Raw genomic sequence first — 26,779 nt, 5'->3', positions numbered from 1 at the left:
GGGTTCAATTCACCAGCCATGTCCATTACAGGGTTTCTTTCGGATTTTTCTCTGTCGGAAATTTTTCGATTTATCGATCAGGGAAACAAAAGCGGCGTACTGATGCTGCGATCGCGATCGGAGTCAAGAGATGCGTCGTCTTATTATATTTGGGTAGAGAATGGCAATGTTATCACCGCCGCCAACCAATTGAACGATGAAGGGTTACTCTCGCTGATCCAGCAATACGAATGGGTGAGTAACCGTGTTGTCACGAAACTGGCTCAGTTGTGTCCAGAAGATCAACCTCTGGGATTGTATCTGAAACAGCAAGGAGCGTTGCGAGTTGAACAACTAGAACATTTGTTCCAAGTCCAAGTCGTACAGCAACTGTGTTTAATTTTTCAACTCAAAGATGCTCACTTTAGATTTGAACAGAATACGCCGAGTCCAGCACGAGAGATGACGGGGTTGCAGTCGCCCGCCAGGATTATCGAGGTTGTGTTCCAAAAACTCATTGTTTTAAGACAACTGTTTGTCGCTCGGCATCTGCGGCATAAAAGTAATGGAAGTAGACTCTCAGAAAACTTTTGTCAGCAATTAGGATTGACGATGGATATTGCTTTTTTTCATTGTCTAAAATTATCCTTATTTGACCCGAATTATACCTTAGCGGATTTAGCTAAAATTGTTGATATATACTATCGTCCTTATGACATTCCTAAATCAAAGTTTTCAGCAGCAAAAGCTTTGGTTTAATGTTTTTTTGATTGCACTCATATCAATATCACTGACATAAGTTAGGGACTGCTGAATAAGTGTTGTGGTGGGGAGAGGCAACACCTCGACTTCGCTCGGTGTGTCACAGGGAACAGGCAATAGGGTAATTCCTGTGCCTGTTTTGGTTCCATATCATACCTCATCGGGATGTTGGAGCATCATCTTCATAATTATCTCGTTCCAAGGATGGGATTACTGTGCCTTGAGAATGATGCTGCTTTTGTTGACTCACGTAGGCAATCGCTTGATCAAGTTGTTTGCCTCCCAGGGAAAAAACACCATATCCGCGCTGCCAACCAAACTTGGCTGATGTGGGAGGCGAATCTTGGTTAAACTGATGGGCGCTACTTCCTTTAATGTATTTGACAAAATCCGCGATCGCAAGGCTGGGCGGGATAGATGTCACTAAATGGATATGATCTTCTATACCCCCAATGGCGTGAATAATGCAACCTCGCGAATCAGCTTTACCGATAATATAGCTATATAATTTCGGCTCTCGTGCAGGAACAATCAACGGTTGGCGTTCTTTTGTCGCCCAGACGAGATGATAGTAAAGCCGCCAAAGCGCCATAACTTTATATCTTGATAATTGGGATTAACTGTCACACCGCCTTGGAATCAATTTCAAGGCTTATAGCAAAAGTCCGTTAAAACGGACTAACTAATACATAATTGCTCCTCTGAATAGAATCATGTTCTGATAATCAGGATGAGCCTTTATTTTTACTGAGTCGTCTTCAGACGACTTCGGCTATGAGGCTGGGAATTGATTCCCAGGCGGATGAGCGGGTTACTTTAGAGGTTATCGATCAATACTCACATTAAATAATGTAGTATCTTCACGGGTACTCCAATAATCCTTACCTTGGAGCTGCCTCAGGTTATCGTCTAACGCTTGAACTACCTGATTCAAAGACATTTGTTTGTAATAGCGGAAATTCTCGATAAATATTTTGTCATCCAAACTAAGTTGACTATAGCTTTGATATAATAAAGCGTGATATCTGGCGGTAGCCGCTTGGAGTAATTGTTGGTAGGTATCTTCAGGCATAAGTCTAGAGGGGTAGACAAACTTTGAATTCTCAGTAATTTTTATTTTGACTGATCACAATTAACAATCGCCTCAGTCTTCATACGGATTTTTGAGTCAGCATAATTTCCCAAAATAAGGGAATTACGCGATTCCACGGAATCAAGGTGTCTCAAATGTCAAGCAATCGAAAGAAAAATCCTGGCAGCGAGAGATAGCTACCAGGGAACTGCATCTACAACTGAGAGTTTGCTTCCTTGTCCTTGCTTTTTAAGCATAGTTCCTTACTCTAGGAGTTAGAATCAGTGAAATTGCGGAATTTTCGCGATCGCTTCTGCCCAGATTACCGAGAAGTACATAAGGGCTTGGGCTTCTCGTTGTGTTATGGAGGATGGGAGAGATGGAGGAGTCGGGGCGGGTTGCGAAGAATTCCCCAGTCACTAATCCCTAATCACCAATCACTATATGAAACTTAATATTCTGGCTATCCTCTTACTTTTCACACCCTTTTGGTCAGCCACTCCTCTAAACGCGGAAAATCCTGACCATCTGAAACAGTTACAAGACACTGGCGAATGTTCTACCTGTGACTTAACCAATGCCAATTTGAGTAATACTAACCTGAGTCATAGTATCTTGACGTATACCGACCTGAGTCAAGCCAATCTCACTCAAGCGATTCTCAGTGATGCTAACCTCAAATATGCTGACCTGATTAATGCCAACCTCAGTAACGCTGACTTAAAAAATGCTGATCTAACTCGCGCCTTTCTCGGTGGTGCAGATCTCAGGGGTGCAGATCTCAGAGAAGCTAACTTCAAAGCGGCTAACCTAAGTAATGCTATTCTCATTGGTGCTAACTTAACCCAAACGCTGTTAAGTTTAGCCAACTTGAGTGAAGCCAATCTGTCTCAATCGATTCTCACTCTAGCGGAACTCAGAGGCGCTGATCTCAGACGTGCCAATCTAGATAAAGCTAGACTCAATGGTGCTAATTTGAAAGCCGCCAATCTTAGAGAAGCGAACCTGAGTAATGCCAGACTTAATAACGCGAATTTAAATGGTGCTTACCTCAGAGGTGCTGATTTAAGTAATAGTTTCTTAACCAATGCTGATTTGCGCGAAGCGAACCTCTGGGAGGTTGACCTGAGTCGTGCTAATTTACAAGATGCTGATTTAACTGGTGCAGTATTTTGTAATACCACTCTACCCGATAGAACTATTTCTAATCGCGATTGTCCCTAACTTGGCGCAGGGCAATCCTAATTTTCAACGAGGGTGTCCCTGCTTCCCCTGCTCCCCCTGCTCCCCCTGCTCCCCCTGCTCCCCCTGCTCCCCCTGCTCCCCCTGCTCCCCCTGCTTCCCCTGCTCCCCCTGCTCCCCCTGCTTCCCCTGCTTCCCCTGCTCCCCCTGCTCCCCCTGCTCTCCCTGCTTCCCCGGCTCCCCCTGCTCCCCCTGCTCCCCCTGCTTCCCCTGCTCCTCCTGCTTTGCAGCGTAAGTTAACCCCCTTACCCCTATTTCCCGAATCACCACTAAACTTTATCCTGATAGAGATAAGCATCAAATAACAGGAGACAGTTTTGGTTACCACCTCGTCCTGGACAACTACGAAATCAGAAGAAATTTTCCAAACTGCCCAAAACCTGATGCCGGGGGGTGTCAGTTCACCGGTTCGGGCATTTAAGTCTGTTGGCGGACAACCCATTGTATTTGACCGGGTTAAGGGTGCCTACATCTGGGATGTCGATGGCAATCAGTACATTGACTATGTTGGCACTTGGGGACCCGCCATTTGCGGTCATGCCCACCCAGAGGTCATTTCCGCCCTGCACGACGCTCTAGAAAAAGGCACAAGCTTTGGTGCCCCTTCTGCGCTAGAGAACGTTTTAGCCTCCATGGTGATTGAAGCCGTTCCCAGTATCGACATGGTGCGGTTTGTCAATTCCGGTACGGAAGCTTGTATGGCAGTCATTCGCCTGATGCGTGCCTTTACAGGCAGAGATAAAATTATCAAATTCTCTGGCTGTTACCATGGTCACGCCGATATGCTCCTGGTGCAAGCCGGTTCTGGGGTGGCTACCCTTGGCTTACCTGACTCTCCCGGTGTCCCGAAATCGGCAACAAGCAGTACCCTGACTGCCATTTACAACGATTTGGAATCCGTCAAATCTCTGTTTGAAGCCAATCCAGATAGTATTGCTGGGGTGATTCTTGAACCCGTAGTTGGTAACTCTGGCTTTGTTCCCCCTGATACCGGATTTCTGGAAGGCTTACGCCTGATTACTCAGGAACATGGTTCCCTGTTAGTCTTTGATGAAGTGATGACGGGGTTCCGGATTGCCTACGGCGGCGCTCAAGAAAAATTTGGCGTCACTCCCGATTTAACCACATTGGGTAAAGTGATTGGTGGGGGTTTACCCGTGGGTGCTTATGGGGGACGTCAAGATATTATGTCCATGGTTGCACCCGCCGGTCCCATGTACCAAGCAGGCACTCTTTCCGGTAATCCCTTGGCGATGACGGCTGGGATTAAAACCCTGGAGTTACTGCAAAAACCTGGAACTTACGAACAGCTTGACAAAATCACCAAAAAGCTGTCCGAGGGGTTATTACAAATTGCCAAAGAAACCGGACATCCTGCCTGCGGTGGACAAATTAGTGCTATGTTTGGCATGTTCTTCACCGTAGGTCCCGTGCGTAATTACGACGATGCCAAAAAGTCGGATTTAGCCAAGTTCAGCCGCTTCCATCGGGGCATGTTAGAACGGGGAATTTATTTAGCACCGTCCCAGTTTGAGGCAGGGTTTACCTCATTGGCGCACACCGATGAGGATATTGACCGCACGCTAGAAGCCGCGCGGGAGGTTATGTCGAGTCTGTAGGGATTCGGTAGGATACTGTTACCGTTTCACGATTAGTATTCTAGGAATAAGGGGAATTTACAAATTCCCCTTACTTATTCTTTAAAAATAAGGATTGCCTAAATTTTTAGGGAAAAAAGGTACAAAAATCACTCTAATTAACTTAACGTCTAAAAAGTTGTATAACCGGTGAAGGCTTAAACGATTAAAATGTATAGAATTTTATTAACCTTAACACTCCTGGCTATTCTAGAACTATGGGGTTACTGCATAGACTTGCCAAAACTCGCAATAGCTGCCGACTTTCAAACCCAGCAAATCGAATCCTTAGAACCGTCTGTTCCTCTGTTCGATAACCTGGGCGACTACCATCATCCCATTTCCACCGACTCAGACTTAGCACAACGCTATTTTGATCAAGGATTAATCCTCACCTACGGATTTAACCACGCTGAAGCCGCCCGTTCTTTCCGAGAAGCTACCCGACTTGATCCGAACTGTGCGATGTGTTATTGGGGAGTTGCACTGGTTCTGGGACCGAATATTAATGCGGCAATGGATACCGATGCTGTACCCGAATCTTGGCAAGCATTGCAAAATGCCTTAGAACGTAGCCAAAATGCCAGCAATCAAGAACAAGCCTATATCCAAGCTTTGGCAAAGCGCTACTCTTTAGATCCACGGGCTGATCGCCCATCTCTAGATATTGCCTATGTTCAGGCAATGCGAGACGTCAGCCAACGTTATCCAGACGATTTAGATGCAGCCACTCTATTTGCCGAAGCCTTAATGGATACAATGCCTTGGGATTATTGGATAGACGGTAAACCTAAACCGAAAACCCAAGAAATCCTAGCGACGTTAGACTCGGTTCTCGATCGCAACCCTAATCATCCCGGTGCAAACCATCTCTATATCCATACCGTTGAAGCCTCACCTGAACCCGATCGCGCTATCCCTTGTGCGGATCGCCTGCGTAACCTGGTTCCGGGTTCTGGACATCTCGTTCACATGCCATCCCACATTTATATCCGTGTTGGGCGCTATCATGATGCGGCAATTGCCAATCAACGAGCGATCGCGGTTGACCAAAACTATATCACCCAGTCCTCCACACCCGGATTATATCGATCGGCTTACGTTCCCCATAACCCTCATTTTCTCTGGGCAAGCGCATCGATGGAAGGGCGGAGTGAAGTGGCGATGCAAGCCGCACGCCATACAGCCGCTATGGTGGATCAGCATAAGATGCGCCAGCCAGAGTATGACACACTCCAGCACTACTATCTGATTCCCCTTTACACACTAGCTCGGTTTGGCAAGTGGGATGAAATTCTGGCAGAACCCTCGCCAGGACAGGAACTCAAATATCCAACAGGAGTTTGGCATTATGCTCGTGGCATGGCATTTTTAAGTAAAGGTCAGTTAGACCCAGCTACAGAGGAACTGAACCAGTTAAACGCGATCGCGGCTGATCCAGAGTTGGCTAAAATGCTCATCTGGGATATCAATTCTACAGCGAATTTGTTGCACATTGCCTCTGAAGTTTTAGCCGGAGAATTGGCAGCTAAACAGGCAGATTATGAATCCGCGATCGCCCACTTACAAATGGCAGTCCGTCTTCAAGATGAACTACGCTACGATGAGCCAGAAACCTGGTATTATCCTGTGCGACAATCCTTAGGTGCTGTCTTATTAGACGCGGATCAAACGGCTACAGCCGAACAAGTCTACCGCCAAGACTTAGAAATTCATCCCAATAACGGCTGGTCATTGTTTGGACTTGCTCAAAGCTTACAGGCACAAGGAAAAATACAGGAAGCTAGGGCGGTACAAGAACGGTTTCAAGAGGCTTGGAAATATGCCGATGTAATACTAACAGCTTCGCGATTTTAAGATTTTAATCAAGTTGTAGAGACCTAGCACGCTAAGTCTCTACAAATATTATGTCTTCTATCGATAATTCGTAAATTGCAGCGCCACGGGCAATTCCTCTTGTTTCAAGCGCTGGATAATTTGTTGTAAATCATCTTTGGATTTACTTGACACTCTAACCGCATCGCCTTGAATCGAGGCTTGTACTTTTTTGAATTCATCCCGAATCAGTTTGGCGATTTTTTTGCCAATATCTTGGCTAATTCCTTTTTGCAGTTTAATTTCTTGGCGTACTCGATTGCCACTCGCTGATTCAACTTTGCCGTAGTCGAAAATTTTCGGAGAGAGGTTGCGTTTAGTGGCTTTGGTCAACAGAATGTTATGTACAGTATCTAGGGTGAATTCGCTATCGGTGTTCACAGTAATTGTCTCATCACCCAAGTCAACGGTTGTCTTGGTGTCTTTCAAGTCATAACGGTTACTAATTTCGCGATTGGTTTGGTCTAAGGCATTCACCAACTCTTGTCGGTCAAAATCACTGACGATATCAAATGAATAGGTTGAAGCCATAATCTAAAGATGTGAGCGCATTAAGATGGTACAGTTATCTCCTTATACCGCTAAACCTAGCCGCTTTCAATATCGAATGCGACTGATGATTATTTTGTCATTCCCTAAAACCGTGAAAGTGGAGGGTAAGGACACGACAATGCCGTGTCCCGACGATGCAACTGGCGGCAGATGAGGAAACAGGGGTATGCCCCCTGTCACGATTGACAAGCTTACAGTTTCTTATCCCGATCGCGACGACGGCGATCGCGCCATTCAACAGCGGTTAAGTAAACGACACCCCCCGTCACTAGGACTAAGAGTCCCGCTGCCGCGACAAACACTACGGTAAAAACAGAACCTTCCACAATCTCTCTAGAACCCGTTACGAGCCCAGACTACCATCGCAATTGACCAAGTGAACAGAACCAGAGTGGCGACCCAGCCTAATGACAAAATATCCATCGTGCTTTATGAGTAGTGATTAAGAAATGACTCCAAGGTTTATGATAATTCAATTTGAACCGTCTTTGACCACCAGGAGCGAAAGTCGTGAACTCTTCCTTTGACCCAACTGACGCTGAACGGATCGAATCCCTGAAAGCGGCTATCCTGGGGGGATTATCCCTAGCCTTAACCTATTGTGCGATCGCGCTGTTGCACTTGCTGCTGCTACCCACCCAGTCCCCTGCCCTCAGTTTACTAGATGTCCAGGTTAACATTACCCTATTGATCAAAGTCGCGATCGCGTTTTTGTCTGGCTTCTTATTCGGTGTCACCTACCGCTACGCCATCCGGGATGACCAAAATCCCCAACTGAAAGCGGGAGTCGTGTTCGCGTTTGGTTTGGTGCGGGGTTTGGCGGTAATAGAGGGACAACCGGATATCACCGATACCTTTTGGGTTTGGGGTATCTTAGTCAGCGAGAGTCTCATCGAATTTGCGATCGCCCGTTTTACTCTCGACTGGGCAATTCAGCGCCGTTGGATCAAACCCTTCACGTCAAACTGAGTTCCTCAAACTCCGGATAGCCATACATCTGCGCCCGATCAATCGCCGCCAGAACTTTATTATTCGCCGCATCTGAAAATAGGCATTGACACACCAACTGGGCGACATCGGCGCGATGAATTGTTCCCGCCACCTTTTGATTTTCTGTCACCACACCCGTTCCGGTTGCAGGTTCTGACTTCAACCCACCGGGTCGAATCACAGTATATGTTAGTCCGCTATCCTTCAAATAGTTCTCCGCTTGTTCTTTTTCAATGAGTACAGGCTTCAACGTGGTCAACGCTTGGGGGGGTAAGGCGATCGCACTCTCACCACTCCCAATCGAGGAAATCAGGATAAACTTTTGTACCTTAGCCTTGACAGCCGCATCAATTAAATGCTTGTTGCCCAAAAAATCCGCTCGTTGACCATCCTTGGGTAAGCCGCCTATCGTACTGATCACCGCCTGAATCGGTTGATCTCCCAGCATGGTTTGTTCAACCGTTGCCGCATCTAGGGCATCTCCCATTACCACCTGAATCCCCATCGCTTCTAACTCTGGGCGAGAGTTTGGGGAACGCAACAGGGCTTTAACCTTCTGGTTTTGCTCAACCAGGTGTTTGGCGATTTCTAGACCCACCCCGCGACTAGCGCCTGCGAGAAAAATATAAGACTTATCTGTTTCAATCATCTGTCCTTCCTTAGAGAAAATTTGTTCTCTGTTTTCACCTTAATTTCACAATTACCCACTATCTTAAAAATAACTGTGACCAAGTAGAGACGTTGCATGCAACGTCTCTACATAAATGATGCCGCAATTCCTAATCGATGTGTCTACTGCTATATCGGGTGTAACTAGCGCTTTGATCTAAGCAAAATCTTGACAAAATTAGGCTCTGCCCTAAAATTTAGGTAAATTCCGGCAATTTTCGTGGACATTCTCACGAAAACTTCGGTAAAGTGAAGATTCAAGAAAAAGCGCCACTGAATTAAGCCGTTAATTCAGCAACGCCTGACAAATTGAGTTTTCTAGTCCTGGCAAAAATTATAACAAATTGTGACGGCAAAGGCTTAACTGTCCTTTTGCCGTCATAATGCTTATTTGTCTGTTGTCTGACGTTTTCTGGTTAACACTACATCCAGGTTAACTACCCCCTTTTTGGTGGAGTAAGGGTTTGGTTACCAAACCCCTACTAAGTAGTCGGACAAAAGAAAACAGCACCATACTAAGTTGTGTGAACAAACCTCAAACCCTTACTGTTCCCTGTTCCCTGTTCCCTGTTCCCTAATCTCAACCGTTCACGTTAATTGTTTCCACCTACTTAAGCACCATACCCTGTGCAGCCGCCCATTGTGTAATATCTTGACGCTGAATTGCAGCTGCGATTAAATCAGGAAACTGGTCAGGCGTGCAAGCCATGGCTGGGATACCCAATCCGGCAAGTTTTTCGGCTATCCAATGATCATACATGGGCGCACCTTCATCATTGAGGGCAAGCAGCGTGATCAACTGAACTCCTAATCCCACCAATGCCGCCACGCGCTTAAGCATTTCTTCCCGGTTTCCCCCTTCATATAGGTCACTAATTAACACTAAAATAGTGTCCTGAGGACGACGCACCAGTCCTTGGCAGTAGGTGAGGGCGCGGTTAATATCGGTTCCGCCTCCCAGTTGAGTACCAAAGAGTAAGTCTACGGGATCTTGCGCGGCGTCGGTTAAGTCTACGACCGACGTATCAAATACAACAATTCGGGTTTGCACTGCCCTGAGAGAGGCTAGCACCGCCCCAAAGATTCCCGCATAGACGACAGACGTTGCCATGGAACCACTTTGGTCGATGCAGAGGATAATATCGTGTAAAGAACTGCGTTTGCGTCCGTAGCCGATTAGGGTTTCAGGGATAATTGTGCCGTATTTAGGTTGATAATGTTTGAGGTTAGCGCGGATAGTGCGGTTCCAGTCGATTTCGTTATGGCGGGGACGGCGGTTGCGAATGGCACGGTTGAGGCTACCGATTATGGCTTGGCGGGTGGGGTTGGTTAATTTACGCTGCAATTGTTCAACCACTTGACGCACCACACGGCGGGCGGTTTCTTGGGTTTTGCTGGGCATAATGCTACTAAGGGATAGTAGATTTGCCACGAGATGAACATCCGGTTCAACGGCTTCTAGCAGTTCCGGTTCCAGCAGCATCTGTTGCAGGTTAAGGCGTGCCATTGCATCTTTTTGCATCACCTGCACGACTGATGAGGGGAAATAGCTGCGAATGTCGCCTAACCAACGGGCAATATTGGGAGAAGAACTCCCAAGTCCACCACGGCGGTCAGAATCGTAGAGGGCGCTGAGGGCATTATCAATGGCTTGATCCGTTGGATTAAGGGTAAAGGAATCTGCGGCTTCTCCCTCACCATTCTCCTGACAAATACCATCGGCGTCTCCACCCCCTAAGAGAAGTCGCCAACGGCGTAGGCGTTCTGGCTGGGTCATCGTTTCTAGTAGCAATTACCGGATGTTGATTGAGTTATTGTATCGGATTGGGTGGAGAAAAGCTGTCTAATCGGTAAATCACCCTCTAATCATTAACTCAGTTGCTGCGCTTGTTAGTCATTCTCTCCTTCCTCATCGCCAACCTTGTCTTCATCATCAAGGTTTCTACCACTCTTAGTTTGCAACTCGGCATAAAGACGTTCCAGCCTTGCCTTTCTATTGCTTAGCTGTTTGAGTCGGTTGTTATGGAATTCAATTTGCGAACTGTGATATGTCGTTAACTTGTCATTTTCATCGAGCAGTTCGCGGATGATTCCCCCAGCAGTAGTTCCTCTGTGAGTATCGCCGAATCGATCCGTATTTCTCCTCTGGCTAGTCTCTGCACTAACTGAGATCTCGACATTCCCAGAGCTTTGGCTTTCTGACGAAATAATTCCCAGTCCCTCGGTTCGAGCCTCAAGGTCACTGTCTTGGTGTTCCGGTCTGATTTGGGTCTACCGCGTTTGTTTGTCATTGTCCTTCCTCATCGCCAACCTTGTCTTCCTCGTCGAAGTCTTCAGGAGTTTTTTGCTGCAAATCCCGGTATAGCTGTTGAAGACAGCTAAGCCGCGCCCTCAATCGAGGTAACTTTTGTTCCAGATATGCCAATTCCTCTTGGGTTTCCAAGATTAATTGGCTGAGGATTCCCCCAGATATTTCGCCTTTTGAAATTCTTGTAAGTCTTGTGGATTTTGGACTCTGGATATTTGGGTGATCAGTTCCGTGCGGGTCATTCCCAGACTGGCTGCTAGGTGATTGAGGTTTTCCCAATCCTGGGGTTCGAGCCGTATCCCCACGCTGATCGTCTTCCGGTCTGATTTCGGTCTACCACGTTTGTTTGTCATTCTCCTTCCTCGTCGCTAACCTTGTCCTCTTCATCAAGGTTTTCGCCCGTCTTTACCCTTAACTGGTCAAACAGTTCTTCAAGCTGGCGCTGCCTTTTTTCCAGCCGTTCCACTTCTGAGCGATAATGAGCCAACTGAATCGCGTTCTCCTCTATCAGTTGGCGAAGGATTCCCCCAGAAATCGTTCTTCGGCTAGTTGCGAAAGGTTCTCCTGAATTTCCCCTCTGGCAAATCGCTCCACCAGTTCTGACCTGGTTATTCCCAGTTGCTGCGCTTGAGATTGCAGAAGCTTCCACCCTTTCGGCGTAATCATCAGCGATACGTTTTTTGCGTTTTCTCTGGCTGACTTGGGTCTGCCGCGCTTGCTCGTCATACTTTTTTGAATGTGCCATAACCTGTCTGTGCATTATCTCATATATACAAATAAGATATTGACTTTTGATTATTACATACATAAAATAGAAATGCCGATTTTTACATACGTCGGTCAAACAAGTTCAGGCGATCGCGTAACAGAGCGCTGCGATTTCACAAGGCGCACACTGCGGATCGCTCTTCCGTGACAACCTTATCCAGCTTTCGACGATGAAACACTCCGACTGGCTACGCCTTCAATCCGAAGGCGAGAGCATCTGTGCTATCTTGCGCCAACAAGGTTATGTCTGCCGCAAACAGACTCGACGCCTATCCTGGAAACTTTCTAAAACGGGTCAAAACGATTACATTCTCAGATGGCTACCAGCACCCATCAACGAATGGAATTTGATGCCCAACGATACCAGCCCACAATGGGAACAGCTTTGGCAACTCATTGAACGCACCTTAAGCACTATCAGAGGGGAAGCCAGGAAAACTCTGCCCAAACCCACTTCACAACTGGAAAATAACTCCCGCCCTTGGGCAATTATCCGACTCCTACCTGATGCCAGACGGCATACAGTGGCGAGATTTTTCAACCGTCAAGATGCAGAAGATTACCGACGCTTTCTCAAGCGTTTTATACCGGATGCTGAATTTGAAGTTTTTTTCGATGTTCCCAACGAACAGCTTTAAGGCACAACTAATTAAACAAACGATTAAACCAGGAATAAAGCGCTCATGACTGCCTTATTTCGCCGCATCAAACCTGCCCAAAACTTCCGCATCACTAAGCATCAAGTTGCCAGATTCTTAAATATTCCGGCTTCCCTAATCGTAAAAGTCGAATCATGGCTTTACGTAATCTTTGTCCATCGTCTCGACAAAGGAGGACAATTCATCAGCTATCGCCAGATGGAACAATGGAAAAATGCCATTGCCTGTCACCTACAAAAATGTTCGACGCATCAACAATTACACAGTTTATGGAATGCGATTAAATATGATCAGAACAAGCACCGCAAACAATACGCTGATTCCATCTTGCCTTTCCTCAAGACAATCTGGGAAAAATGTCTGCTCATCGAGTAGGTTTGTAGCGAAATCACCCCATGCAAGAGGAGGCGATTGAAATCGCAGCTAAACAAATGTATGCGAAGCCTTCCCGAAGGGTAGTCCGCCTGCGCGGACTAGGTTAAGAGCGATCGCGCTTATTTTGCATTGATGTTGGATGGGAGTGGATGTTGGGTTTCGGCGCGTCAACCCAACCGACAGTGATAGGCGATCACATTATCCTGCAATCGTTAGATAAACAGCGCTGGCGAAACCTGGAAGTAATCGCCATTTTTCTATTTGCCCTTCGTCAGGCTTGAATTGGTAGTGCGATCGCCTTAGACTTGAGTGAACAGCGATCGCTCAATTTGGCGTTGATGTTGGCTTTCGGCGCGTCAACCCAACCTACAGCGATGGGCGATCGCACTTAGTACCGCTAGAATAATTATAAATAAATCACGAACGGCTCAAACCCAAAATCTTAAATAGAGATTTTTATCGTTAAACCTATACTACAATCGATAAAGTTATGATGAATAGAGCAATTAATTTTCAAACAGTTTCTTGGTTTTGGGATCTTTACACAAGGAAGCTGCTCGATCTCGATCCACCCTATCAAAGACGCAGTGTTTGGAATCAAGATTACAAGGATTTTTTCATAGATACTGTTCTCAATAATTATCCTGCACCGGCAATTTTTTTGTATCAAGACATTACGGCTGAAGGCATTTCTAAATACAGTGTGGTTGATGGAAAACAAAGGCTATCTACTTTGTTTGAATTTGCTCAAAACCAATTTCCTGTCAGCGAAACAGCAACTATTACAAACCTTAGAGGTAAATATTTTAAGGATTTAGATACTGAGGTTAAACAAAATTTTTGGAAATATCAGTTTGCAGTTGAATACGTTCCATCTTCAGATGAAGCTATTATTAATAATATATTTGACCGGATTAACCGAAATGTTAGTAAATTAACCCCTCAAGAGCTTCGCCATGCAAAGTTTAATGGAGTATTTATTAATGCAGTGGAAGATCTAACTCAATGGATGAGTAGTGTTCTTTCACCCAACTCCAAATTACCCAACTTTCCTTCAATTAATACAAAATCAAGAAAGCAAATGAAGGATGTAGAATTAGTTGCTCAACTTTTACTTTTTTTAGAGGAAGGAGTCAAATCTTATCGTCAAGAAGACTTGGATAAATCTTTTAGTGATAGAGAATTTAATTGGGACGATCAAGACGAGATAGAAAATGAATTCAAACACGTCATTCAATTGATAAAAAAGCTTATAGAAAAATCCCCTGATCATATAGATTTACGGAAAACTAGGCTAAAAAATCAAACTGATTTTTATTCGCTTTTTGCAGCTATTTCAGAATTAAATCGTGATAATTATGATTTTTCAAACAGGTTGCCTGAAGTATCTAGCAAGATAAATGATTTTCTAAAAATCGTTAGTTCTCCAGAAGAAAGAACTCGTATTCAAGAAGCGCAAGATTATCATGATGCTATTACAAGTTCACCACTTTACTCTAGCGTTGAAAAAACTAAAGTTAGAACTGATATTTTAAAATCTTTAATACAAGGAAATATTATTGAATTTTAATTTATTAATGATTTATCCTTCAATTTTAGAACGTCGCTATCTAGAATACCTTCCTTTTGTAGAGCAAGTGGCAAGTCGAGTTAAGGACACTATAATTAATTTTTGTGAAAAAAATGGATATGCCTCAACTTATCGAATTAAAACCATTGAATCTTTGGCAGAAAAGATTGAAACAGGTAGGTTTGAAAAATGGTCTGATTTAGATGATTTATTTGGATGTACAGTTATTATACCAACCTTATACAAAGAAAAAAACGTGATCCAATTTTGCCAAAATACTTTTGAAGTGGTCAAAATCATTAAAAGAGGACAAAACAAAAAATCTCCCGATACTTTTCGGTTCGATACAACTAGAATATATGCTCATTTAAAAAGACCAGAAGATGCAATTGCAAATAAACAATTAAACATTTTTGATATTATATTTGAGATTCAAATCAAAAGTGCTTTTGAACATGCCTGGACAGTTTCAACTCATGAATTGGTTTATAAAAGCTCTACAATTGATTGGAAACGACTTCGTTTAGCCGCCCAAATTAAAGCTACAGTTGAACAATTAGATACACTGATTTTGGCATTTGAACAAGCCTATCCTAGTATAGAAGATAATGACTATCCTGAAATTAAAAGAAAGCGCCAACTAGCTATCGCGACCCAAGAGCTTTTTGATCAAGGTAAAATTCCCCAAGAACTGAAGCCAAAAGACATGACCCGTTTTTGCGATAACGTATATCGTATTCTTTCTAGTGCTGAGAAAGAGAAGAATATGCAAGACGTTATTACATGTATTAAACAAAAAATTAATTCAACACCAAGCAAGCAAATTCCTCTGAGTCTATCTTTGTTGCAATATTTCATAGCAATTTTAGTAGAAAATCAAGTTATTAAATTCCCCTTGCCAAAGTATTACTTTCACGTAACCGATGAATTAATTACGCTTTATCCAAAATGTTTTGAAAAAAATGCTAATTCAACTTTCCAATATCATAGCTAACTTCTCTACAAACCTTGCATATTCCTCCGAAGCTAAACCTTCTTGCAAAACTGACAACACCCTCGCCATATTCCCTGCCAACAAATCACCTGTAGCTAGCCACAATCCGGGAAACACTCGACTCCGGATCACATTCCCTTCATCCACGGGTAACGATACATACTCACCCTGCTGCAAGTAAAACCAATCGAGTCTCCGTTCACACACTTGCCAAACAATATATTCTTGCACCCCATTGCGACGATACGCTCGTTTCTTGTCATGCAAGTCTATCGCCACACTACTTGCTGCAATTTCTGCTACTAATTCCGGCGCACCTTCAATATAATCATCTTCGCTGAGTCTCGTCTGTCCACCTGCATTTTCATCAATTAACAGTACAGCATCGGGTTGGGGTTCGTTGTCTAAATCTAAACGAACAGTTGGGTTATCTCCTAACTCAACTCCAGGCGTAGAAATCTTGTAAGTCCATAGCCAACCTACGAGATTCCCATGGGGTTCAGCGTGACGGTGAAACCGTAAAGCAGCAGGCAAGTAAACAACTCCTTCAATTAGTTCGGCTTTCTTGAGAGAATGCATCGCATTATAACGACGCTCAAATTCATAGCGATTCAAGCGATCGCCACTTTCAAGCGCTGGAGGTAAAGACTCTTGCTGGAAGGGAGTTTGAACCATTGATTGCTGTTGTCGCTAGTGTTGATGTCTCTATCCCTAGATCCTATCTGCTATCATCCGATATTCCCACAACTCGACTAAGCCCGATCGCATGGCTGATGGCGAAGACAGCGCTACGACGAAATAAGTGCGATCGCGCTTATTTGGCATTGATGTTGGATGGGAGTGGATGTTGGGTTTCCTACGTCAACCCAACCTACCGTGATAGGCGATCGCATTATCCTGCAATCGTTAGATAAACAGCGCTGGCGAAACCTGGAAGTAATCGCCAAGTGCCTTAGCTTGTGCTTTACTAATGAATCGCTTGCCATTTACCACCTCAGACACTACACCACTCGATCCAATAACACCTACCAAGTCAGCTTGACGAGTACCACTGGATTCCATGATGTGTTGGAGAATTTCATGAGGTGCAGCTTGATCCATCGGATAGTTCTGTTCCTCATAGGTTTCAATCAGCGTTACGAGCAACTTGTATAACGCTTTCTCCTCTGGAGTTCGGTTTTTGGCAAAGGTTAGCCGTTCTGCCTCTGCTAGAGCGCGATCATACTCCTGTTCTGTCTCAATCACTTTGGGCGCGACTTGTGCGAGTAGATAGCGATAAGCGTCTTGGTCAAAAGTAAGGATCATTTTTCCACTTGCCCTTGTCATATTCGGCATGAGTTAAAAAATATTTGTAGTAAATTGTTTGAGTTTCGTAGTCGATACCAACAATCAGACGATAGTCATTGCCTTTGAGATTAAAGACGGTAAAGTTCCCAACAGCTTCAGCGTCTCGGTAAATTTTCCGAACGTCCTCCAAGTTTTTCCATTGTGCCTTCTTGATTGTTGCGTACCATGCGTCAATTTGGTTTTTGACATCGGGGTACTGGGCAGCATCAGCACGGAGGTTACTAATTGCAATTAGGTGCATGTATCTTTACTTTAGTTTCTAGTGTCATAGGCAGGAAGAGATCGTATTTAGTATCATTCGGTTCATGCGAGACATGTCACTTTTTAGGTTGAGTTTGAGGTACGGAACCCAACTCAGCGGGTTAGTGTGAACATTATTTGCTTTCTATAACATGCTCCTTTCTGCTAATTCTCTCATTTTGAGAGGGTTTTGTCAAGATTGGATAGCTCTGCGCCACTACGAAATAAGCGCGATCGCGCTTATCTGGTGTTGATGTTGGAGGAGAGTGGATGTTGGGTTTCCTACGTCAACCCAACCTACAGTGATAGGCGATCGCACCGACTGATGATTTCATTCAAAAAACTGTACCATCACTCTCAATCTGAATCGGCGGAACTCCTCCTTCTCTTAATTGTGCTGCAATCTTTCGTCCGGCTGTCCAAGTCCCACCTTGTAAAACCTTAACTAATGGTAATTGGGTTGCTGTTAAGTTTAGCTGTTTTCGGATAGCTTCGGCAATTCTATCCAACAGACTTACCGTCAGCGCCCGCCATTCGACAATTACTTCAGAACCCGGTAAGTGGCGCTGCTGCAAAATAGCCGGATCTTTAACCACAATCAGTCCTAAATCAAGGCATAAACCGCCATTGCGATACTCGGCTAATCCGGTGAGTTCGTCTAATCCAGTAATTTCTAAACCTAATTCTTGTAAAGGTTCTAATAGGGAGTAGGTTAACCACTGGGAAAGTTTGTGAAACGGGATATAGTGATCACTCGGCTTTTCCCCAGACAGGGCAGAATGACGCCAGACATCGCCTAAATTCACTCCCGCGATCGCAAGTCGTCCTGACCAAATATCACCTAACCCCTCTAACACAGCCGATAGTACGACTTTCGCGGGTAGCTTGCCGATAACGTTGGGTTTAGATAAGTTATCGGTTGTTTCCATAACCTTATCTATCAAATTCCCTTCTATCGCTTCTCCCTCACGGCTTGAAAGACTCAACAAATACTTGACCAAATTACCCGGACGGGGATTTTGATCACCAAACAATTTCGGATGAGTCTGTAGGGATTCTCCCAAGCGCTGTAAAAGTTTTACCCTACCCTCTAAACCTAAAAGGGGATTCGTTGAACTCACCTGAAATCCTGCGGCTAACTGCTCAACCGTTAAGTTTTGTAATCCTTTTGTATCGGCTTGTAAGGGGTATTCTGGATTACTCGAAAACATACCCTGGCAGAACAGGCGGAAACTGGCAACGGCTAACCCTTCAGAACGGCGAAACACTTGTCCCGTTTCGGCTTCAACATACTGCCAATCAGCACCCGCACCCGCATCTAATAAAACACTAACAATAGCTAAATCAAATTTAGTTTGGGCTTTTTGTAGGGGAGTGAGTCCGGCTAATTTTTGTGATAATTCAGCAAGGCGTGGCACATTTCCGACTTCAAAATGCCGCCAGCGACTGTGGAATGGGATATTAAAATCAGGATAGTCATCCTGCATGACTTGAATTACATAACGTGCCACGTTCTCTAGCTGGGTTAAATCGCCGCCGAAGTAATGCAACTGGTTTGCTTCAGCCAGATCCAAGACGCGATCGCACCGTTCTCGAATCGCTTGTGGTGTTCTTAGATATGCAATGGTTTGTTGGTCATTTGTCATTTTTCAGGGAACAGGGAACGGGGAACGGGGAACAGGGAACAGGGAATACGGGAATGTAGAGACGTAGCATGCTACGTCTCTACGTCGGGGCTTGGGTTGGTAGCCGTTATATTTATTGTGAGGTCATAAATAATAGTAGTGAAACTCGCCCCTACACAAAACTCGAAACTTTTTCATAATTCATAATTTTATTTTATAGTGTGTACCCCTGAATAACTGTCTGTCGGTATAGGTTACTACAGACGCCAGCGCGGGAGTACACACTCTACTTGTGATTAGACACACTTACTGTTCTGAATTGAAGGAAACACTGCTGACTATGAGGAAGCTAAGTCACTAGATCAAGAATAACAAAGAAGTTGCCTGAAATCAAATCTGCAATCATCTTTTGTTTTTGGCATTTCATTCGTCATTGGTTTTGCTGAACTTCCCAAGTTCCAATAACGAACCAAAAATTATCACAGGAGACTACGCCCTTTAATCGCCGCTAATTTTACTGCATCGGGTGCGGTTGTTTCCGTGTAATAACCAGCCGCTTGTTTGGCAGCAATTTCGACCATGGCATCTTCGGGAATTAAATCGTCGGGAATCGGGATGCGTTTGACAATCTCAATACCCGAACTGGTGATCGCATTGTATTTCATGTCGCTCATGGAGACAAAACTGTCAATGCGAGTAATTCCCAACCAGTGTAGTACATCGGGCATTAGTTCTTGGAACCGCATATCGGGGGCACCCGCCACACATTCGGTGCGGTTGAAATAGGCATCCGCGCTATCGCCGCCTTCTTGTCGCTTACGGGCATTATAAACCAGGAATTTAGTGACTTCACCTAATGCCCGCCCTTCTTTGCGGAAGTAAACCAAAACCCCTGCACCTCCGGCTTGCGCGGTTTGCACACAAACTTCCAAACCATGTACTAAATAAGGACGACAAGTGCAGATATCGGAACCAAAGACATCGGAACCGTTGCATTCGTCATGAACGCGCACGGCAAGTTGGCGATTGGGATCAGTAATCGCGTCCACATCGCCGATTAAGTAGGCGGTAATCCCACCAATGGGAGGTAAGAAAACCTGTAAATCGGGGCGAGTTACCAGTTCAGGGAACATTCCTCCGGTTTGCTGGAAGAGGGCGCGGCGTAATTCTCCTTCCTCGACGTTGAGTCGGTGGGCAATTCCTGGAAGATACCACACGGGGTCAATGGCGACTTTGGTGACCACTAGACTGCCGTTTGGCTTGACAATTTTACCGTCAACTGATAAGCGATTTTTCTGGATCGCCTCTTGGATTTCCGGCAAATTGACATGGGCTTGGGTGACTGCGATCGTGGGTCGAATGTCGTATCCTTGCTCATAGAGATCGGCGTAAACATCCCCCACCATTCCCCCAAAGGGGTCAAGAGACACAATGCGATTAGGGTCAGCCCAACTGGGATGGGAACCAATCTCCACCACTGGAGCCGTATTGGTCAAATCCGCTCGGTGATTGGGATGAAGCGCTCCACTGGCAACGGCTAATGCCCGATAGACGGAATAGGAACCAGAGTGAGTGCCAATCACGTTACGATGAGCAAGGTTTGTCACCGTACCAATAATCGGTCCTCGCTTGAGGGGATCAATTTCTCCCCAATGCAGGCGAGGGGGTTGTTTCCCGGAACGCCCTGGATGAGAGGTCAAAACAATATGTTTTGGTTTCGACTTCGACAACGGTTGTGATAGTTGCATAATGGCTCCTATGTAGAATGCACCTCAAATTGACGTATGAGTCGTTTAATTGAAGCAAGCTCTGATCATAGCAAGTAGAATGGGTTCTGCGTGAACCTGATAGAGCTAAGTGTCAACACCCTGTTATTTTTTCTTAAAATACACCGGAATGACTCAGAGGCTATGGTACGAGGAACACAGTGACTGGGGCATAGGGTTCCGAGTCACTGATATAGTGATATAGCGCTACGCGCCGGGGAATAGGGAATAGGGAATGGGCAATAGTGAAGACAAAGCCCACAGCCCGTAAAATTACCCGCAGGGTAATAAAAATGGCGGGTTATTCAGGGAGTCCTGCTTGTTGGAAAACCTGTTGAGGAGTCAGTTGCAGTCCTTCTAAAAGGGTATCCGTTAATGTTGCATCTCCTCGTTTCGTCTGAGGTGGGGCATCGGGATAAAATACCGTAATTGTCCTAGCGTGAATATCAACAATCCATACTCTTAATACTCCTGCTTGCAGGTAATCGACTGCTTTTTCGGCTAAATTCCCAAACGATTGTCCGGGTGAGATGATTTCCACTGCCAGTTCGGGTGCAGTAGGACAGGCTTGATCTTGCAACCAATCTTCACCTAAGCGTTCAAAAGAAATATAGAGTACATCGGGGATAGGAACCCAATCTTTACCCTGGCGCTTGAGAATAACTGCCCATTCTTGACAGGCAATGCCTCTATCTTGATGCCATTCTTTGAGTAAGTTAACTAGAGCGAATTGTATCAGGGAATGGAAAAGTTTAGGAGACATTTTGGGGACAGCTTGACCGTCAATGAGTTCATGGGCAATACCCGTTTCTGGCAGTGCCATAAATTCTGGCAGTGTTAATTTATTTTTGGCTTGAATCATGGTTGAACGTCTTCAAGACAATGAGGTTGTTAATGTTATCGACGGTTTAATCACTTCAATATCTTAGCGAGTGCAGGGGAATCACAATTTCTGGGAAGAGGGTGGGTTTTGTTGAGAGGTTGTCTGTTGGTGGGAAACGTTATCGGCTAAACCAGCCCCTACAGCACTCATTAGGCATTCAAAAAACTGCTGCCGTTCCTGATCATCTTCACACAGGGTAAAGGCTTCCTCAAATGATCCCTCGACTACGCCAATTGTATTTGATCCGCCAGAGAGATTTTTTGGAGCCGTTCGTCAGGGAATGCCAGATGGCGAGCATCCTTGTAGTGCGAGCATCTTGCTCGCTACTAATACCCAATTTAAATGCATGACAGCTTATCTTCAGTAGGATGTGATCTCCGTGTCTGGCTGCTCAGTTCCCTGGTGGATAATGACTTGAGCGGTGTTAGCGATCGCGATTATCAAATTCTGATCAAGGGGTTTTCGCCGCCATAGTGATTTGGCTGGTCATTCGCATCAAGCAGCGATCGCGTTAGACCCCCCATTCGGCACTTGAAAATGTAATTCAGTAATCTTTTGAACTAATCCCATGTACAAATCTATAGCTACAGATAGAAACAATCATTTTTTAGTGATTGTAGGATAAAAATGATGAAAATTATTGGAGCAGGAGATGAAAATTTTAACCACAGCATTGGGCGTAATGTTACTCACAGTAGGACTATCTCCCTTAAGTCAAGCCACAACACGCGATCGCGACAATTTATCGACTCAACTTTTGCCTCAGTCTTATCCCATTGAATATGCGATTAATATCCCTGCCGAAGAAAACGTTAATTATGACACCTATTACAACAACCGCTTTGAATATGTGGTTAGGTATCCGGAAGATCTTCTCAATCAACAACCACCACCCCAAAATAATGATGGTCGTTCCTTTGTTTCGCCCCAAGGCAGCATTAATATGACAGTCAGTGGTTCTCACAATGTTCCCCAGCGAAGTTTAAATGAAGTGTATCAAAATCAATTACAAGCGTATCAAGAAGCGGGTCGGGTGACTTATAAAACCCAGCAGGATAATTGGTTCGTCATTTCTGGGTATCAAGATGGGAATGTTTTTTACACGAAAACCTTTCTGTACAACAATGATATTCTTGAATTAAGGCTAAACTATGATCGCTCCCTACAACCTGAATTTGATGCGATCGTTTCCCAGATTTCTAATTCATTTATGCCTGTTGGCGATTATCAGTGGTAGTTAACCGAAAAAGAAGGTGGGCAAGATAAAATACGATAGCATCAGCGTTTCCCCGCTTTATCACTCTTGCCCACCCTACGTCTACATTTAGAAGCATCTTACGCTTGATCAAAAGCTGACTTGACATTCGGGCGATTCAAATAGTAGATAATCACCGCCGAAATAACAATGCTAAAAATAGCACCCCCGACATTTTCTCCCATAAATATATTCACGACATTAACAACAATGCTAATGGCTTGAAGGACATAGGTTAAAGTCCAAGCCCAGCCTTTGAGAGTAAACAGTCCAAAACTGACAATCAACGCCAGGATACTCAAGACTAAAGAAATAATCGTAATGATGATCAGTGCCCCGCCAGCGCCCGCTGTCTGAGCATCACCGGATACAGCACCTCCAGCCGCTATTAACCCGCCGAAAAAGAGAGCAATAGCACTGAATAAAGTACCCAGCAGACCAGAAATCAGTTGCAGCACGGCAAGAATCGTAACACCTGTTAGTCAGGGCGGGTTTTGTTACATCTAGGTGGAGGAAGAAACGATAGTTGTGAAACCCGCCCCTACACAAGAATAAAAAAAGAGCATAATTTAGACTATGAGTGTATTAACCAGAACAGAAAATTATTACAAAATCGGCGGCAGCTTAAAGTATCAACACCCCACTTATGTGAAACGCCAAGCTGATGATGAACTCTATGATGGCTTGAAACAGGGGGAATATTGCTACGTGTTGAACTCGCGGCAGATGGGCAAGTCGAGTTTGCGAGTTCGGATGATGAAAATTCTTAAAAGTGAAGGCATAAAATGTGCGTCGATTGATATGACGCGGCTGGGAAGTCAAACGACGCCAGAGGCATGGTATCTGGGTATTGTTTCTGAGTTGGTGAGGAATTTTGGTCTATCGACTAGGTTTGATGATATTGGCTGGTGGAAGCAACATGAAATATTATCACCGTTACAACGATTGAATTGGTTTATCGAGGATGTGTTGCTGACTCAGTTTGATCAAAATCTAGTTGTTTTTCTGGATGAAATAGATAGTATTATTAAACTCGATTTTAAAGACGACTTTTTTGCCTTCATTCGTGCCTGTTATAACCAACGAGCCGATAATCCAGATTATAATCGCCTCACGTTTTGTTTATTGGGAGTTGCTACGCCGTCTAATTTAATTGATGATAAAAAACGCACCCCCTTTAATATCGGGCGTTCAATTCAGCTTGGTGGTTTTCAATTTGAGGATGCTAAAGCTTCGTTAATTCCTGGGTTTGCCGATAAGGTTGATGATCCGGAAACGGTGTTAAAAGAGGTATTGAACTGGACAGGCGGACAACCCTTTCTCACCCAAAAATTATGCTATCTGATTGGTAAGCATACTCAAAGCCGTACCCCCGATATTGCCCAAATTGTTCACACTTATATTCTGGAAAACTGGCAATCTCAGGATGAACCGGAGCATTTACGAACGATTCGCGATCGCCTGCTGAGTAATGAACAACGAGCAGAGCGTTTGCTGGGGCTGTATCAGCAACTTTTGCAACAGGGACAAGTGGCGGTAAATGATCATCCAGAACAGATGGAATTGCGCCTAAGTGGGTTAGTCGTTAAACAGCGGCAAACCTTAAGGGTTTATAATCGCATTTATCAGACTGTATTTAACCTGGAATGGGTTAATGAAAAACTCGCCAACTTGCGACCCTATTCAGAAGCCATAACTGCCTGGTTTGCATCCAAGGGTCAGGATAATTCCCGACTGTTGCGGGGTCAGGCGTTACAGGAGGCAAGACAATGGGCGGCTAATCAATGCTTAAGTGATCAGGATTATCAATTTTTAGCCAAAAGTGAGCAATGGGAAAAATGGGAAGTTGAACGCGCTTTAGATGCTGAAAAGAAAGAGCGCAAATTAGTCATATTAGAGATGCAAATTGCTCAAGAGAAAATTAAACAGGCACAGGAGCAAGCGCGGCGGGAAAAATGCCAAAATCGGCTTAAATTTGCCGTGACTTGGGCTTTGGTTCTGGCGGTTGCCACAGGGACTGGTTTTTACGTCCGCCAACAACTGAAACAGGCTTATACTGAATCGCTGGAGGAGCAAATAAAAAAAGCAGGGGATAGCGCTTTGCTTACGTTTGAGTTGGGGCAACTTGAGGCATTATTGCAAGCCATGAAAGCGGGGCATACCTTGGCAACGTCATTTGGTGAGCGTCCCTTAGCCAACTATCCCACAACTCGTCCAGTTTTAGCGTTGCAGGAAATTCTGAACAATATTCAGGAACGGAATCAACTGCATCATCAAGCCAGTGTAGAAAGCCTCGTCTTTAGCCGCGATGGGCAAACCATTGTCACGGCTTCCCTGGATGGCATAATTCTTATGTGGAACCGACAAGGAAAAATCATCAAACAATTGCCGGGACATCAAGCCAGAGTCACCAGTATTGCCATTAGTCAAGATGGACAACGGATTGCCAGCGCCTCAATTGAGGGTACAGTTCGCTTGTGGCATCGGCAAGAAAATGGAATGCAAGAATTGCCAAAACAGCAGGGTTGGGTGAGAAGCATTGCCTTTAGTCCCGATGGAGAGTTAATTGCCACGGCGTCATCGGATCACACGGCGCGTTTGTGGGATATTCAGGGTAATTTGTTGCAAGAATTTACCGGGCATGAAGATGGAGTAACCCGTGTTGCTTTTAGTCCCAATGGACAGTTGATTGCCACAGCGTCATCGGATCACACGGCACGTCTGTGGGATATTCAGGGCAATTTGTTGCAGGAGTTTAAAGGACATCAGGGATGGGTGAGAAGCGTTGCCTTTAGTCCCGATGGCAAGTTTATTGCTACGGCGTCATCGGATCACACGGCGCGTTTATGGGATATTCAGGGCAATCTGTTGCAGGAATTCAAAGGACATCAAGGACGAGTGACGCAGGTGATGTTTAACTCTGATGGGCAGTTTTTGGGAACAGCTTCTATGGATGGTACGGCTCGCCTGTGGGATTGGCAAGGAAATGTGGTACAAAACTTAAAAGGACATCAAGGTATTGTGACAGATCTCGCCATGAGTCCCGATGGTCAAATCATTGTCACGGCGACATCTGACGCCATTGCCCACCTGTGGACGCGATCGCACAATCAGCCGTTGCAAGGACATCAAGATGGCGTTACTCATGTCACCTTTAGCCCCGATGGGCAGTTGTTGGGGACAGCTTCATCTGATGGTACAGCTCGCCTCTGGAATCGGCAAGGGAAATCCATCCTGGAATTCAAGGGACATCAAGGGAGTGTCACATACATCACCTTTCGTCCGGATCAGCAAATGATTGCTACTGCCTCATCTGATGGCACTGTTCACTTATGGGACATCCAGGGTAAATTACAAAGACGCTTACCCAACCATTCCGGCGGCGTGGCACAAGTGGCATTTAGCCCCGATGGACAACTGATTGCCACGGCTTCCTCCGATGGTATTGCCCGCTTATGGGATATTCAAGGGAATCTACTGCAAGACTTGATCGGACATCAAGGGTGGGTAAGAAGCCTCGCCTTTAGTCCCGATGGAACGCAGATTGCCACCGCTTCATCGGATCGCACGGTTCGCCTTTGGGACTTGCAAGGTAATCTGCGACAGGAATTGAAAGGACATCAGGGATGGGTTAAAAGTGTCGCCTTTAGTGCCAATGGAGACTATATCGCTACGGCTTCCATTGATGGCATAGTTCGTCTCTGGGATACTGACGGAAACCTAGTCAAAGAACTCAACCAGCATCCCAGTGGCATAACCCATATTGCCTTTAGTCCAGATGGAACCCGGATTGCCACCGCCTCATTTGAGGGTATCGCCCGTTTATGGGATTTACAGGGAAATCTAGTACAAGAAATTAAAGGACATCAAGGCGCTGTGGTTAGTGTTGCTTTTAGTCCAGATGGAACCCAAATTGCCACGGCTTCATCGGATGGCACCGCCCGGATTTGGCACGTTGAAGGGTTAGGGGAATTACTCTCCAGAGGGTGTATCTGGTTGCAAGATTACTTAGTTACTCATCCCGAAGCACGAGAGGAACTCCAAGTTTGTGATTTTAGGGAATAGGGAATTAGGGTCTGCTGAATAAGCCTTGTGGTGAGGGGGAGCTGGGGAAGCTGGGGAAGCTGGGGGAGCTGGGGGAGCAAGGGTACATTTTCCCTGAGCAAGGTGATGTCATACTTATGAGGGATGCTACCCCATTTCCTTGCACT

31 protein-coding genes are annotated in these 26,779 nt (G+C 45.1%); 13 read left to right on the top strand and 18 right to left on the bottom strand.

The window, feature by feature from the left end; genetic code table 11:
• Positions 1-18 precede the first annotated feature (18 nt).
• Positions 19-738 carry a DUF4388 domain-containing protein gene (locus RIC07_RS07215; RefSeq protein ID WP_446393935.1) on the top strand — a complete coding sequence of 240 codons (720 nt, stop codon included), beginning with the start codon at positions 19-21 and terminating at the stop codon, positions 736-738.
• 160 nt (positions 739-898) lie between these two features.
• Here RIC07_RS07215 and tnpA read toward each other — a convergent pair whose 3' ends face one another.
• Together tnpA and RIC07_RS07205 are read right to left on the bottom strand one after the other, a co-directional pair.
• Positions 899-1,333: an IS200/IS605 family transposase gene (gene tnpA / locus RIC07_RS07210; RefSeq protein ID WP_446393934.1), complete on the bottom strand. Its 435-nt coding sequence runs from the start codon at positions 1,331-1,333 to the stop codon at positions 899-901.
• Positions 1,334-1,564: 231 nt separating this feature from the next.
• Positions 1,565-1,813 carry a hypothetical protein gene (locus RIC07_RS07205; RefSeq protein WP_446393933.1) on the bottom strand — a complete coding sequence of 83 codons (249 nt, stop codon included), beginning with the start codon at positions 1,811-1,813 and terminating at the stop codon, positions 1,565-1,567.
• A gap of 444 nt (positions 1,814-2,257) precedes the next feature.
• Here RIC07_RS07205 and RIC07_RS07200 point away from each other — a divergent pair, with 444 nt between their 5' ends.
• Complete coding sequence (locus tag RIC07_RS07200) at positions 2,258-3,037, top strand: pentapeptide repeat-containing protein (RefSeq protein ID WP_446393932.1); 780 nt, start codon at positions 2,258-2,260, stop codon at positions 3,035-3,037.
• Here the strand turns inward: RIC07_RS07200 and RIC07_RS07195 are convergent.
• Entirely contained in the window at positions 3,018-3,353 is a 336-nt protein-coding gene (locus RIC07_RS07195; RefSeq protein ID WP_446393931.1) for a hypothetical protein, read from the bottom strand. The genes RIC07_RS07200 and RIC07_RS07195 overlap by 20 nt on opposite strands.
• A gap of 19 nt (positions 3,354-3,372) precedes the next feature.
• On the opposite strand from RIC07_RS07195, the gene hemL reads away from it, so the two are divergent.
• Together hemL and RIC07_RS07185 are read left to right on the top strand one after the other, a co-directional pair.
• Positions 3,373-4,674 (top strand): glutamate-1-semialdehyde 2,1-aminomutase, encoded by a 1,302-nt coding sequence (gene hemL, locus RIC07_RS07190; protein WP_446393930.1) that lies wholly within the window; start codon positions 3,373-3,375, stop codon positions 4,672-4,674.
• Between the two features lie 189 nt (positions 4,675-4,863).
• Positions 4,864-6,549: a hypothetical protein gene (locus RIC07_RS07185; RefSeq protein ID WP_446393929.1), complete on the top strand. Its 1,686-nt coding sequence runs from the start codon at positions 4,864-4,866 to the stop codon at positions 6,547-6,549.
• A gap of 57 nt (positions 6,550-6,606) precedes the next feature.
• Here RIC07_RS07185 and RIC07_RS07180 read toward each other — a convergent pair whose 3' ends face one another.
• From RIC07_RS07180 to petN, 3 genes are all read right to left on the bottom strand, one after another.
• A complete protein-coding gene (locus RIC07_RS07180) occupies positions 6,607-7,098 on the bottom strand; it encodes a YajQ family cyclic di-GMP-binding protein (protein WP_446347017.1) in 492 nt (163 codons plus the stop codon).
• 212 nt (positions 7,099-7,310) lie between these two features.
• On the bottom strand, positions 7,311-7,445 hold the full coding sequence (locus RIC07_RS07175) for a hypothetical protein (RefSeq protein ID WP_446376893.1): 135 nt from the start codon (positions 7,443-7,445) through the stop codon (positions 7,311-7,313).
• Positions 7,446-7,452: 7 nt separating this feature from the next.
• Positions 7,453-7,542: a cytochrome b6-f complex subunit PetN gene (gene petN / locus RIC07_RS07170; protein WP_071777176.1), complete on the bottom strand. Its 90-nt coding sequence runs from the start codon at positions 7,540-7,542 to the stop codon at positions 7,453-7,455.
• Between the two features lie 87 nt (positions 7,543-7,629).
• Between petN and RIC07_RS07165 the strand changes: the two genes are divergently transcribed.
• Positions 7,630-8,088 carry a hypothetical protein gene (locus RIC07_RS07165; RefSeq protein ID WP_446393928.1) on the top strand — a complete coding sequence of 153 codons (459 nt, stop codon included), beginning with the start codon at positions 7,630-7,632 and terminating at the stop codon, positions 8,086-8,088.
• Here the strand turns inward: RIC07_RS07165 and RIC07_RS07160 are convergent.
• From RIC07_RS07160 to RIC07_RS07140, 5 genes are all read right to left on the bottom strand, one after another.
• Positions 8,075-8,758 carry an SDR family oxidoreductase gene (locus RIC07_RS07160; RefSeq protein WP_446393927.1) on the bottom strand — a complete coding sequence of 228 codons (684 nt, stop codon included), beginning with the start codon at positions 8,756-8,758 and terminating at the stop codon, positions 8,075-8,077. The genes RIC07_RS07165 and RIC07_RS07160 overlap by 14 nt on opposite strands.
• A 627-nt stretch (positions 8,759-9,385) precedes the next feature.
• A complete protein-coding gene (locus RIC07_RS07155) occupies positions 9,386-10,555 on the bottom strand; it encodes a VWA domain-containing protein (RefSeq protein ID WP_446393926.1) in 1,170 nt (389 codons plus the stop codon).
• Between the two features lie 510 nt (positions 10,556-11,065).
• Positions 11,066-11,221 (bottom strand): hypothetical protein, encoded by a 156-nt coding sequence (locus RIC07_RS07150; RefSeq protein ID WP_446393925.1) that lies wholly within the window; start codon positions 11,219-11,221, stop codon positions 11,066-11,068.
• A 2-nt stretch (positions 11,222-11,223) separates the two neighbouring features.
• Positions 11,224-11,439: a hypothetical protein gene (locus RIC07_RS07145; RefSeq protein WP_446393924.1), complete on the bottom strand. Its 216-nt coding sequence runs from the start codon at positions 11,437-11,439 to the stop codon at positions 11,224-11,226.
• On the bottom strand, positions 11,436-11,831 hold the full coding sequence (locus tag RIC07_RS07140; RefSeq protein ID WP_157452972.1) for a hypothetical protein: 396 nt from the start codon (positions 11,829-11,831) through the stop codon (positions 11,436-11,438). Before RIC07_RS07140 ends, RIC07_RS07145 begins: the two co-directional genes overlap by 4 nt.
• Positions 11,832-12,024: 193 nt before the next feature.
• On the opposite strand from RIC07_RS07140, the gene RIC07_RS07135 reads away from it, so the two are divergent.
• The 4 genes from RIC07_RS07135 to RIC07_RS07120 all read left to right on the top strand — a co-directional run bounded on the left by RIC07_RS07135 (position 12,025) and on the right by RIC07_RS07120 (position 15,452).
• Positions 12,025-12,492, top strand: a complete 468-nt coding sequence (locus RIC07_RS07135; RefSeq protein WP_446393923.1) for a hypothetical protein — start codon at positions 12,025-12,027, stop codon at positions 12,490-12,492.
• Positions 12,493-12,537: 45 nt separating this feature from the next.
• The gene (locus RIC07_RS07130; RefSeq protein WP_446393922.1) at positions 12,538-12,888 is read left to right on the top strand and encodes a hypothetical protein; all 351 of its coding nucleotides are present in this window, start codon (positions 12,538-12,540) and stop codon (positions 12,886-12,888) included.
• A 490-nt stretch (positions 12,889-13,378) separates the two neighbouring features.
• On the top strand, positions 13,379-14,458 hold the full coding sequence (locus RIC07_RS07125) for a DUF262 domain-containing protein (RefSeq protein ID WP_446393921.1): 1,080 nt from the start codon (positions 13,379-13,381) through the stop codon (positions 14,456-14,458).
• Entirely contained in the window at positions 14,448-15,452 is a 1,005-nt protein-coding gene (locus RIC07_RS07120) for a hypothetical protein (protein ID WP_446393920.1), read from the top strand. Before RIC07_RS07125 ends, RIC07_RS07120 begins: the two co-directional genes overlap by 11 nt.
• On the opposite strand, the gene RIC07_RS07115 is transcribed toward RIC07_RS07120, so the two are convergent.
• Entirely contained in the window at positions 15,429-16,127 is a 699-nt protein-coding gene (locus tag RIC07_RS07115) for a Uma2 family endonuclease (RefSeq protein ID WP_446393919.1), read from the bottom strand. The two genes, RIC07_RS07120 and RIC07_RS07115, sit on opposite strands and share 24 nt — an antisense overlap.
• On the opposite strand from RIC07_RS07115, the gene RIC07_RS07110 reads away from it, so the two are divergent.
• Positions 16,127-16,366: a hypothetical protein gene (locus RIC07_RS07110; RefSeq protein ID WP_446393918.1), complete on the top strand. Its 240-nt coding sequence runs from the start codon at positions 16,127-16,129 to the stop codon at positions 16,364-16,366. The genes RIC07_RS07115 and RIC07_RS07110 overlap by 1 nt on opposite strands.
• Here the strand turns inward: RIC07_RS07110 and RIC07_RS07105 are convergent.
• The 5 genes from RIC07_RS07105 to RIC07_RS07085 form a co-directional block, all read right to left on the bottom strand.
• The gene (locus RIC07_RS07105) at positions 16,359-16,757 is read right to left on the bottom strand and encodes a helix-turn-helix domain-containing protein (RefSeq protein ID WP_446393917.1); all 399 of its coding nucleotides are present in this window, start codon (positions 16,755-16,757) and stop codon (positions 16,359-16,361) included. The two genes, RIC07_RS07110 and RIC07_RS07105, sit on opposite strands and share 8 nt — an antisense overlap.
• Entirely contained in the window at positions 16,741-17,040 is a 300-nt protein-coding gene (locus RIC07_RS07100) for a type II toxin-antitoxin system HigB family toxin (RefSeq protein ID WP_446393916.1), read from the bottom strand. Before RIC07_RS07100 ends, RIC07_RS07105 begins: the two co-directional genes overlap by 17 nt.
• Before the next feature lie 334 nt (positions 17,041-17,374).
• The gene (locus RIC07_RS07095; protein WP_446393915.1) at positions 17,375-18,685 is read right to left on the bottom strand and encodes a URC4/urg3 family protein; all 1,311 of its coding nucleotides are present in this window, start codon (positions 18,683-18,685) and stop codon (positions 17,375-17,377) included.
• A gap of 458 nt (positions 18,686-19,143) precedes the next feature.
• On the bottom strand, positions 19,144-20,412 hold the full coding sequence (locus RIC07_RS07090; RefSeq protein WP_446382925.1) for a GTP cyclohydrolase II: 1,269 nt from the start codon (positions 20,410-20,412) through the stop codon (positions 19,144-19,146).
• A gap of 319 nt (positions 20,413-20,731) precedes the next feature.
• A complete protein-coding gene (locus tag RIC07_RS07085; protein WP_446393914.1) occupies positions 20,732-21,292 on the bottom strand; it encodes a Uma2 family endonuclease in 561 nt (186 codons plus the stop codon).
• A 363-nt stretch (positions 21,293-21,655) separates the two neighbouring features.
• On the opposite strand from RIC07_RS07085, the gene RIC07_RS07080 reads away from it, so the two are divergent.
• Both RIC07_RS07080 and RIC07_RS07075 read left to right on the top strand, forming a co-directional pair.
• Positions 21,656-21,787 carry a hypothetical protein gene (locus RIC07_RS07080; RefSeq protein WP_446393913.1) on the top strand — a complete coding sequence of 44 codons (132 nt, stop codon included), beginning with the start codon at positions 21,656-21,658 and terminating at the stop codon, positions 21,785-21,787.
• A 178-nt stretch (positions 21,788-21,965) separates the two neighbouring features.
• Complete coding sequence (locus tag RIC07_RS07075; RefSeq protein WP_446393912.1) at positions 21,966-22,550, top strand: hypothetical protein; 585 nt, start codon at positions 21,966-21,968, stop codon at positions 22,548-22,550.
• A 98-nt stretch (positions 22,551-22,648) separates the two neighbouring features.
• On the opposite strand, the gene RIC07_RS07070 is transcribed toward RIC07_RS07075, so the two are convergent.
• Complete coding sequence (locus tag RIC07_RS07070; RefSeq protein WP_446393911.1) at positions 22,649-23,026, bottom strand: hypothetical protein; 378 nt, start codon at positions 23,024-23,026, stop codon at positions 22,649-22,651.
• Between the two features lie 118 nt (positions 23,027-23,144).
• On the opposite strand from RIC07_RS07070, the gene RIC07_RS07065 reads away from it, so the two are divergent.
• On the top strand, positions 23,145-26,633 hold the full coding sequence (locus RIC07_RS07065; RefSeq protein ID WP_446393910.1) for a WD40 domain-containing protein: 3,489 nt from the start codon (positions 23,145-23,147) through the stop codon (positions 26,631-26,633).
• The last annotated feature ends 146 nt before the right edge of the window (positions 26,634-26,779 follow it).

Source organism: Coleofasciculus sp. E1-EBD-02 (assembly GCF_040218245.1).
Lineage (GTDB): Bacteria > Cyanobacteriota > Cyanobacteriia > Cyanobacteriales > Coleofasciculaceae > Coleofasciculus.
Note: the sequence above shows the minus strand (reverse complement) of the source record. Positions and strands in the feature narration are given on the sequence as shown.

Excerpts from the sequence above, each read along its gene's own strand:
- RIC07_RS07195 (WP_446393931.1), bottom strand. The coding sequence starts at position 3,353 with ATGCTTATCTCTATCAGGATAAAGTTTAGTGGTGATTCGGGAAATAGG.
- RIC07_RS07155 (WP_446393926.1), bottom strand. The coding sequence starts at position 10,555 with ATGACCCAGCCAGAACGCCTACGCCGTTGGCGACTTCTCTTAGGGGGT.
- RIC07_RS07140 (WP_157452972.1), bottom strand. The coding sequence starts at position 11,831 with ATGGCACATTCAAAAAAGTATGACGAGCAAGCGCGGCAGACCCAAGTC.
- RIC07_RS07185 (WP_446393929.1), top strand. The coding sequence starts at position 4,864 with ATGTATAGAATTTTATTAACCTTAACACTCCTGGCTATTCTAGAACTA.
- RIC07_RS07080 (WP_446393913.1), top strand. The coding sequence starts at position 21,656 with ATGCATGACAGCTTATCTTCAGTAGGATGTGATCTCCGTGTCTGGCTG.
- RIC07_RS07135 (WP_446393923.1), top strand. The coding sequence starts at position 12,025 with ATGAAACACTCCGACTGGCTACGCCTTCAATCCGAAGGCGAGAGCATC.
- RIC07_RS07090 (WP_446382925.1), bottom strand. The coding sequence starts at position 20,412 with ATGCAACTATCACAACCGTTGTCGAAGTCGAAACCAAAACATATTGTT.
- RIC07_RS07115 (WP_446393919.1), bottom strand. The coding sequence starts at position 16,127 with ATGGTTCAAACTCCCTTCCAGCAAGAGTCTTTACCTCCAGCGCTTGAA.
- RIC07_RS07160 (WP_446393927.1), bottom strand. The coding sequence starts at position 8,758 with ATGATTGAAACAGATAAGTCTTATATTTTTCTCGCAGGCGCTAGTCGC.
- RIC07_RS07130 (WP_446393922.1), top strand. The coding sequence starts at position 12,538 with ATGACTGCCTTATTTCGCCGCATCAAACCTGCCCAAAACTTCCGCATC.
- RIC07_RS07215 (WP_446393935.1), top strand. The coding sequence starts at position 19 with ATGTCCATTACAGGGTTTCTTTCGGATTTTTCTCTGTCGGAAATTTTT.
- RIC07_RS07200 (WP_446393932.1), top strand. The coding sequence starts at position 2,258 with ATGAAACTTAATATTCTGGCTATCCTCTTACTTTTCACACCCTTTTGG.
- RIC07_RS07125 (WP_446393921.1), top strand. The coding sequence starts at position 13,379 with ATGATGAATAGAGCAATTAATTTTCAAACAGTTTCTTGGTTTTGGGAT.
- RIC07_RS07145 (WP_446393924.1), bottom strand. The coding sequence starts at position 11,439 with ATGACAAACAAACGTGGTAGACCGAAATCAGACCGGAAGACGATCAGC.
- RIC07_RS07180 (WP_446347017.1), bottom strand. The coding sequence starts at position 7,098 with ATGGCTTCAACCTATTCATTTGATATCGTCAGTGATTTTGACCGACAA.
- RIC07_RS07095 (WP_446393915.1), bottom strand. The coding sequence starts at position 18,685 with ATGACAAATGACCAACAAACCATTGCATATCTAAGAACACCACAAGCG.
- tnpA (WP_446393934.1), bottom strand. The coding sequence starts at position 1,333 with ATGGCGCTTTGGCGGCTTTACTATCATCTCGTCTGGGCGACAAAAGAA.
- RIC07_RS07205 (WP_446393933.1), bottom strand. The coding sequence starts at position 1,813 with ATGCCTGAAGATACCTACCAACAATTACTCCAAGCGGCTACCGCCAGA.
- RIC07_RS07105 (WP_446393917.1), bottom strand. The coding sequence starts at position 16,757 with ATGATCCTTACTTTTGACCAAGACGCTTATCGCTATCTACTCGCACAA.
- petN (WP_071777176.1), bottom strand. The coding sequence starts at position 7,542 with ATGGATATTTTGTCATTAGGCTGGGTCGCCACTCTGGTTCTGTTCACT.
- RIC07_RS07065 (WP_446393910.1), top strand. The coding sequence starts at position 23,145 with ATGAGTGTATTAACCAGAACAGAAAATTATTACAAAATCGGCGGCAGC.
- RIC07_RS07085 (WP_446393914.1), bottom strand. The coding sequence starts at position 21,292 with ATGATTCAAGCCAAAAATAAATTAACACTGCCAGAATTTATGGCACTG.
- RIC07_RS07075 (WP_446393912.1), top strand. The coding sequence starts at position 21,966 with ATGAAAATTTTAACCACAGCATTGGGCGTAATGTTACTCACAGTAGGA.
- RIC07_RS07100 (WP_446393916.1), bottom strand. The coding sequence starts at position 17,040 with ATGCACCTAATTGCAATTAGTAACCTCCGTGCTGATGCTGCCCAGTAC.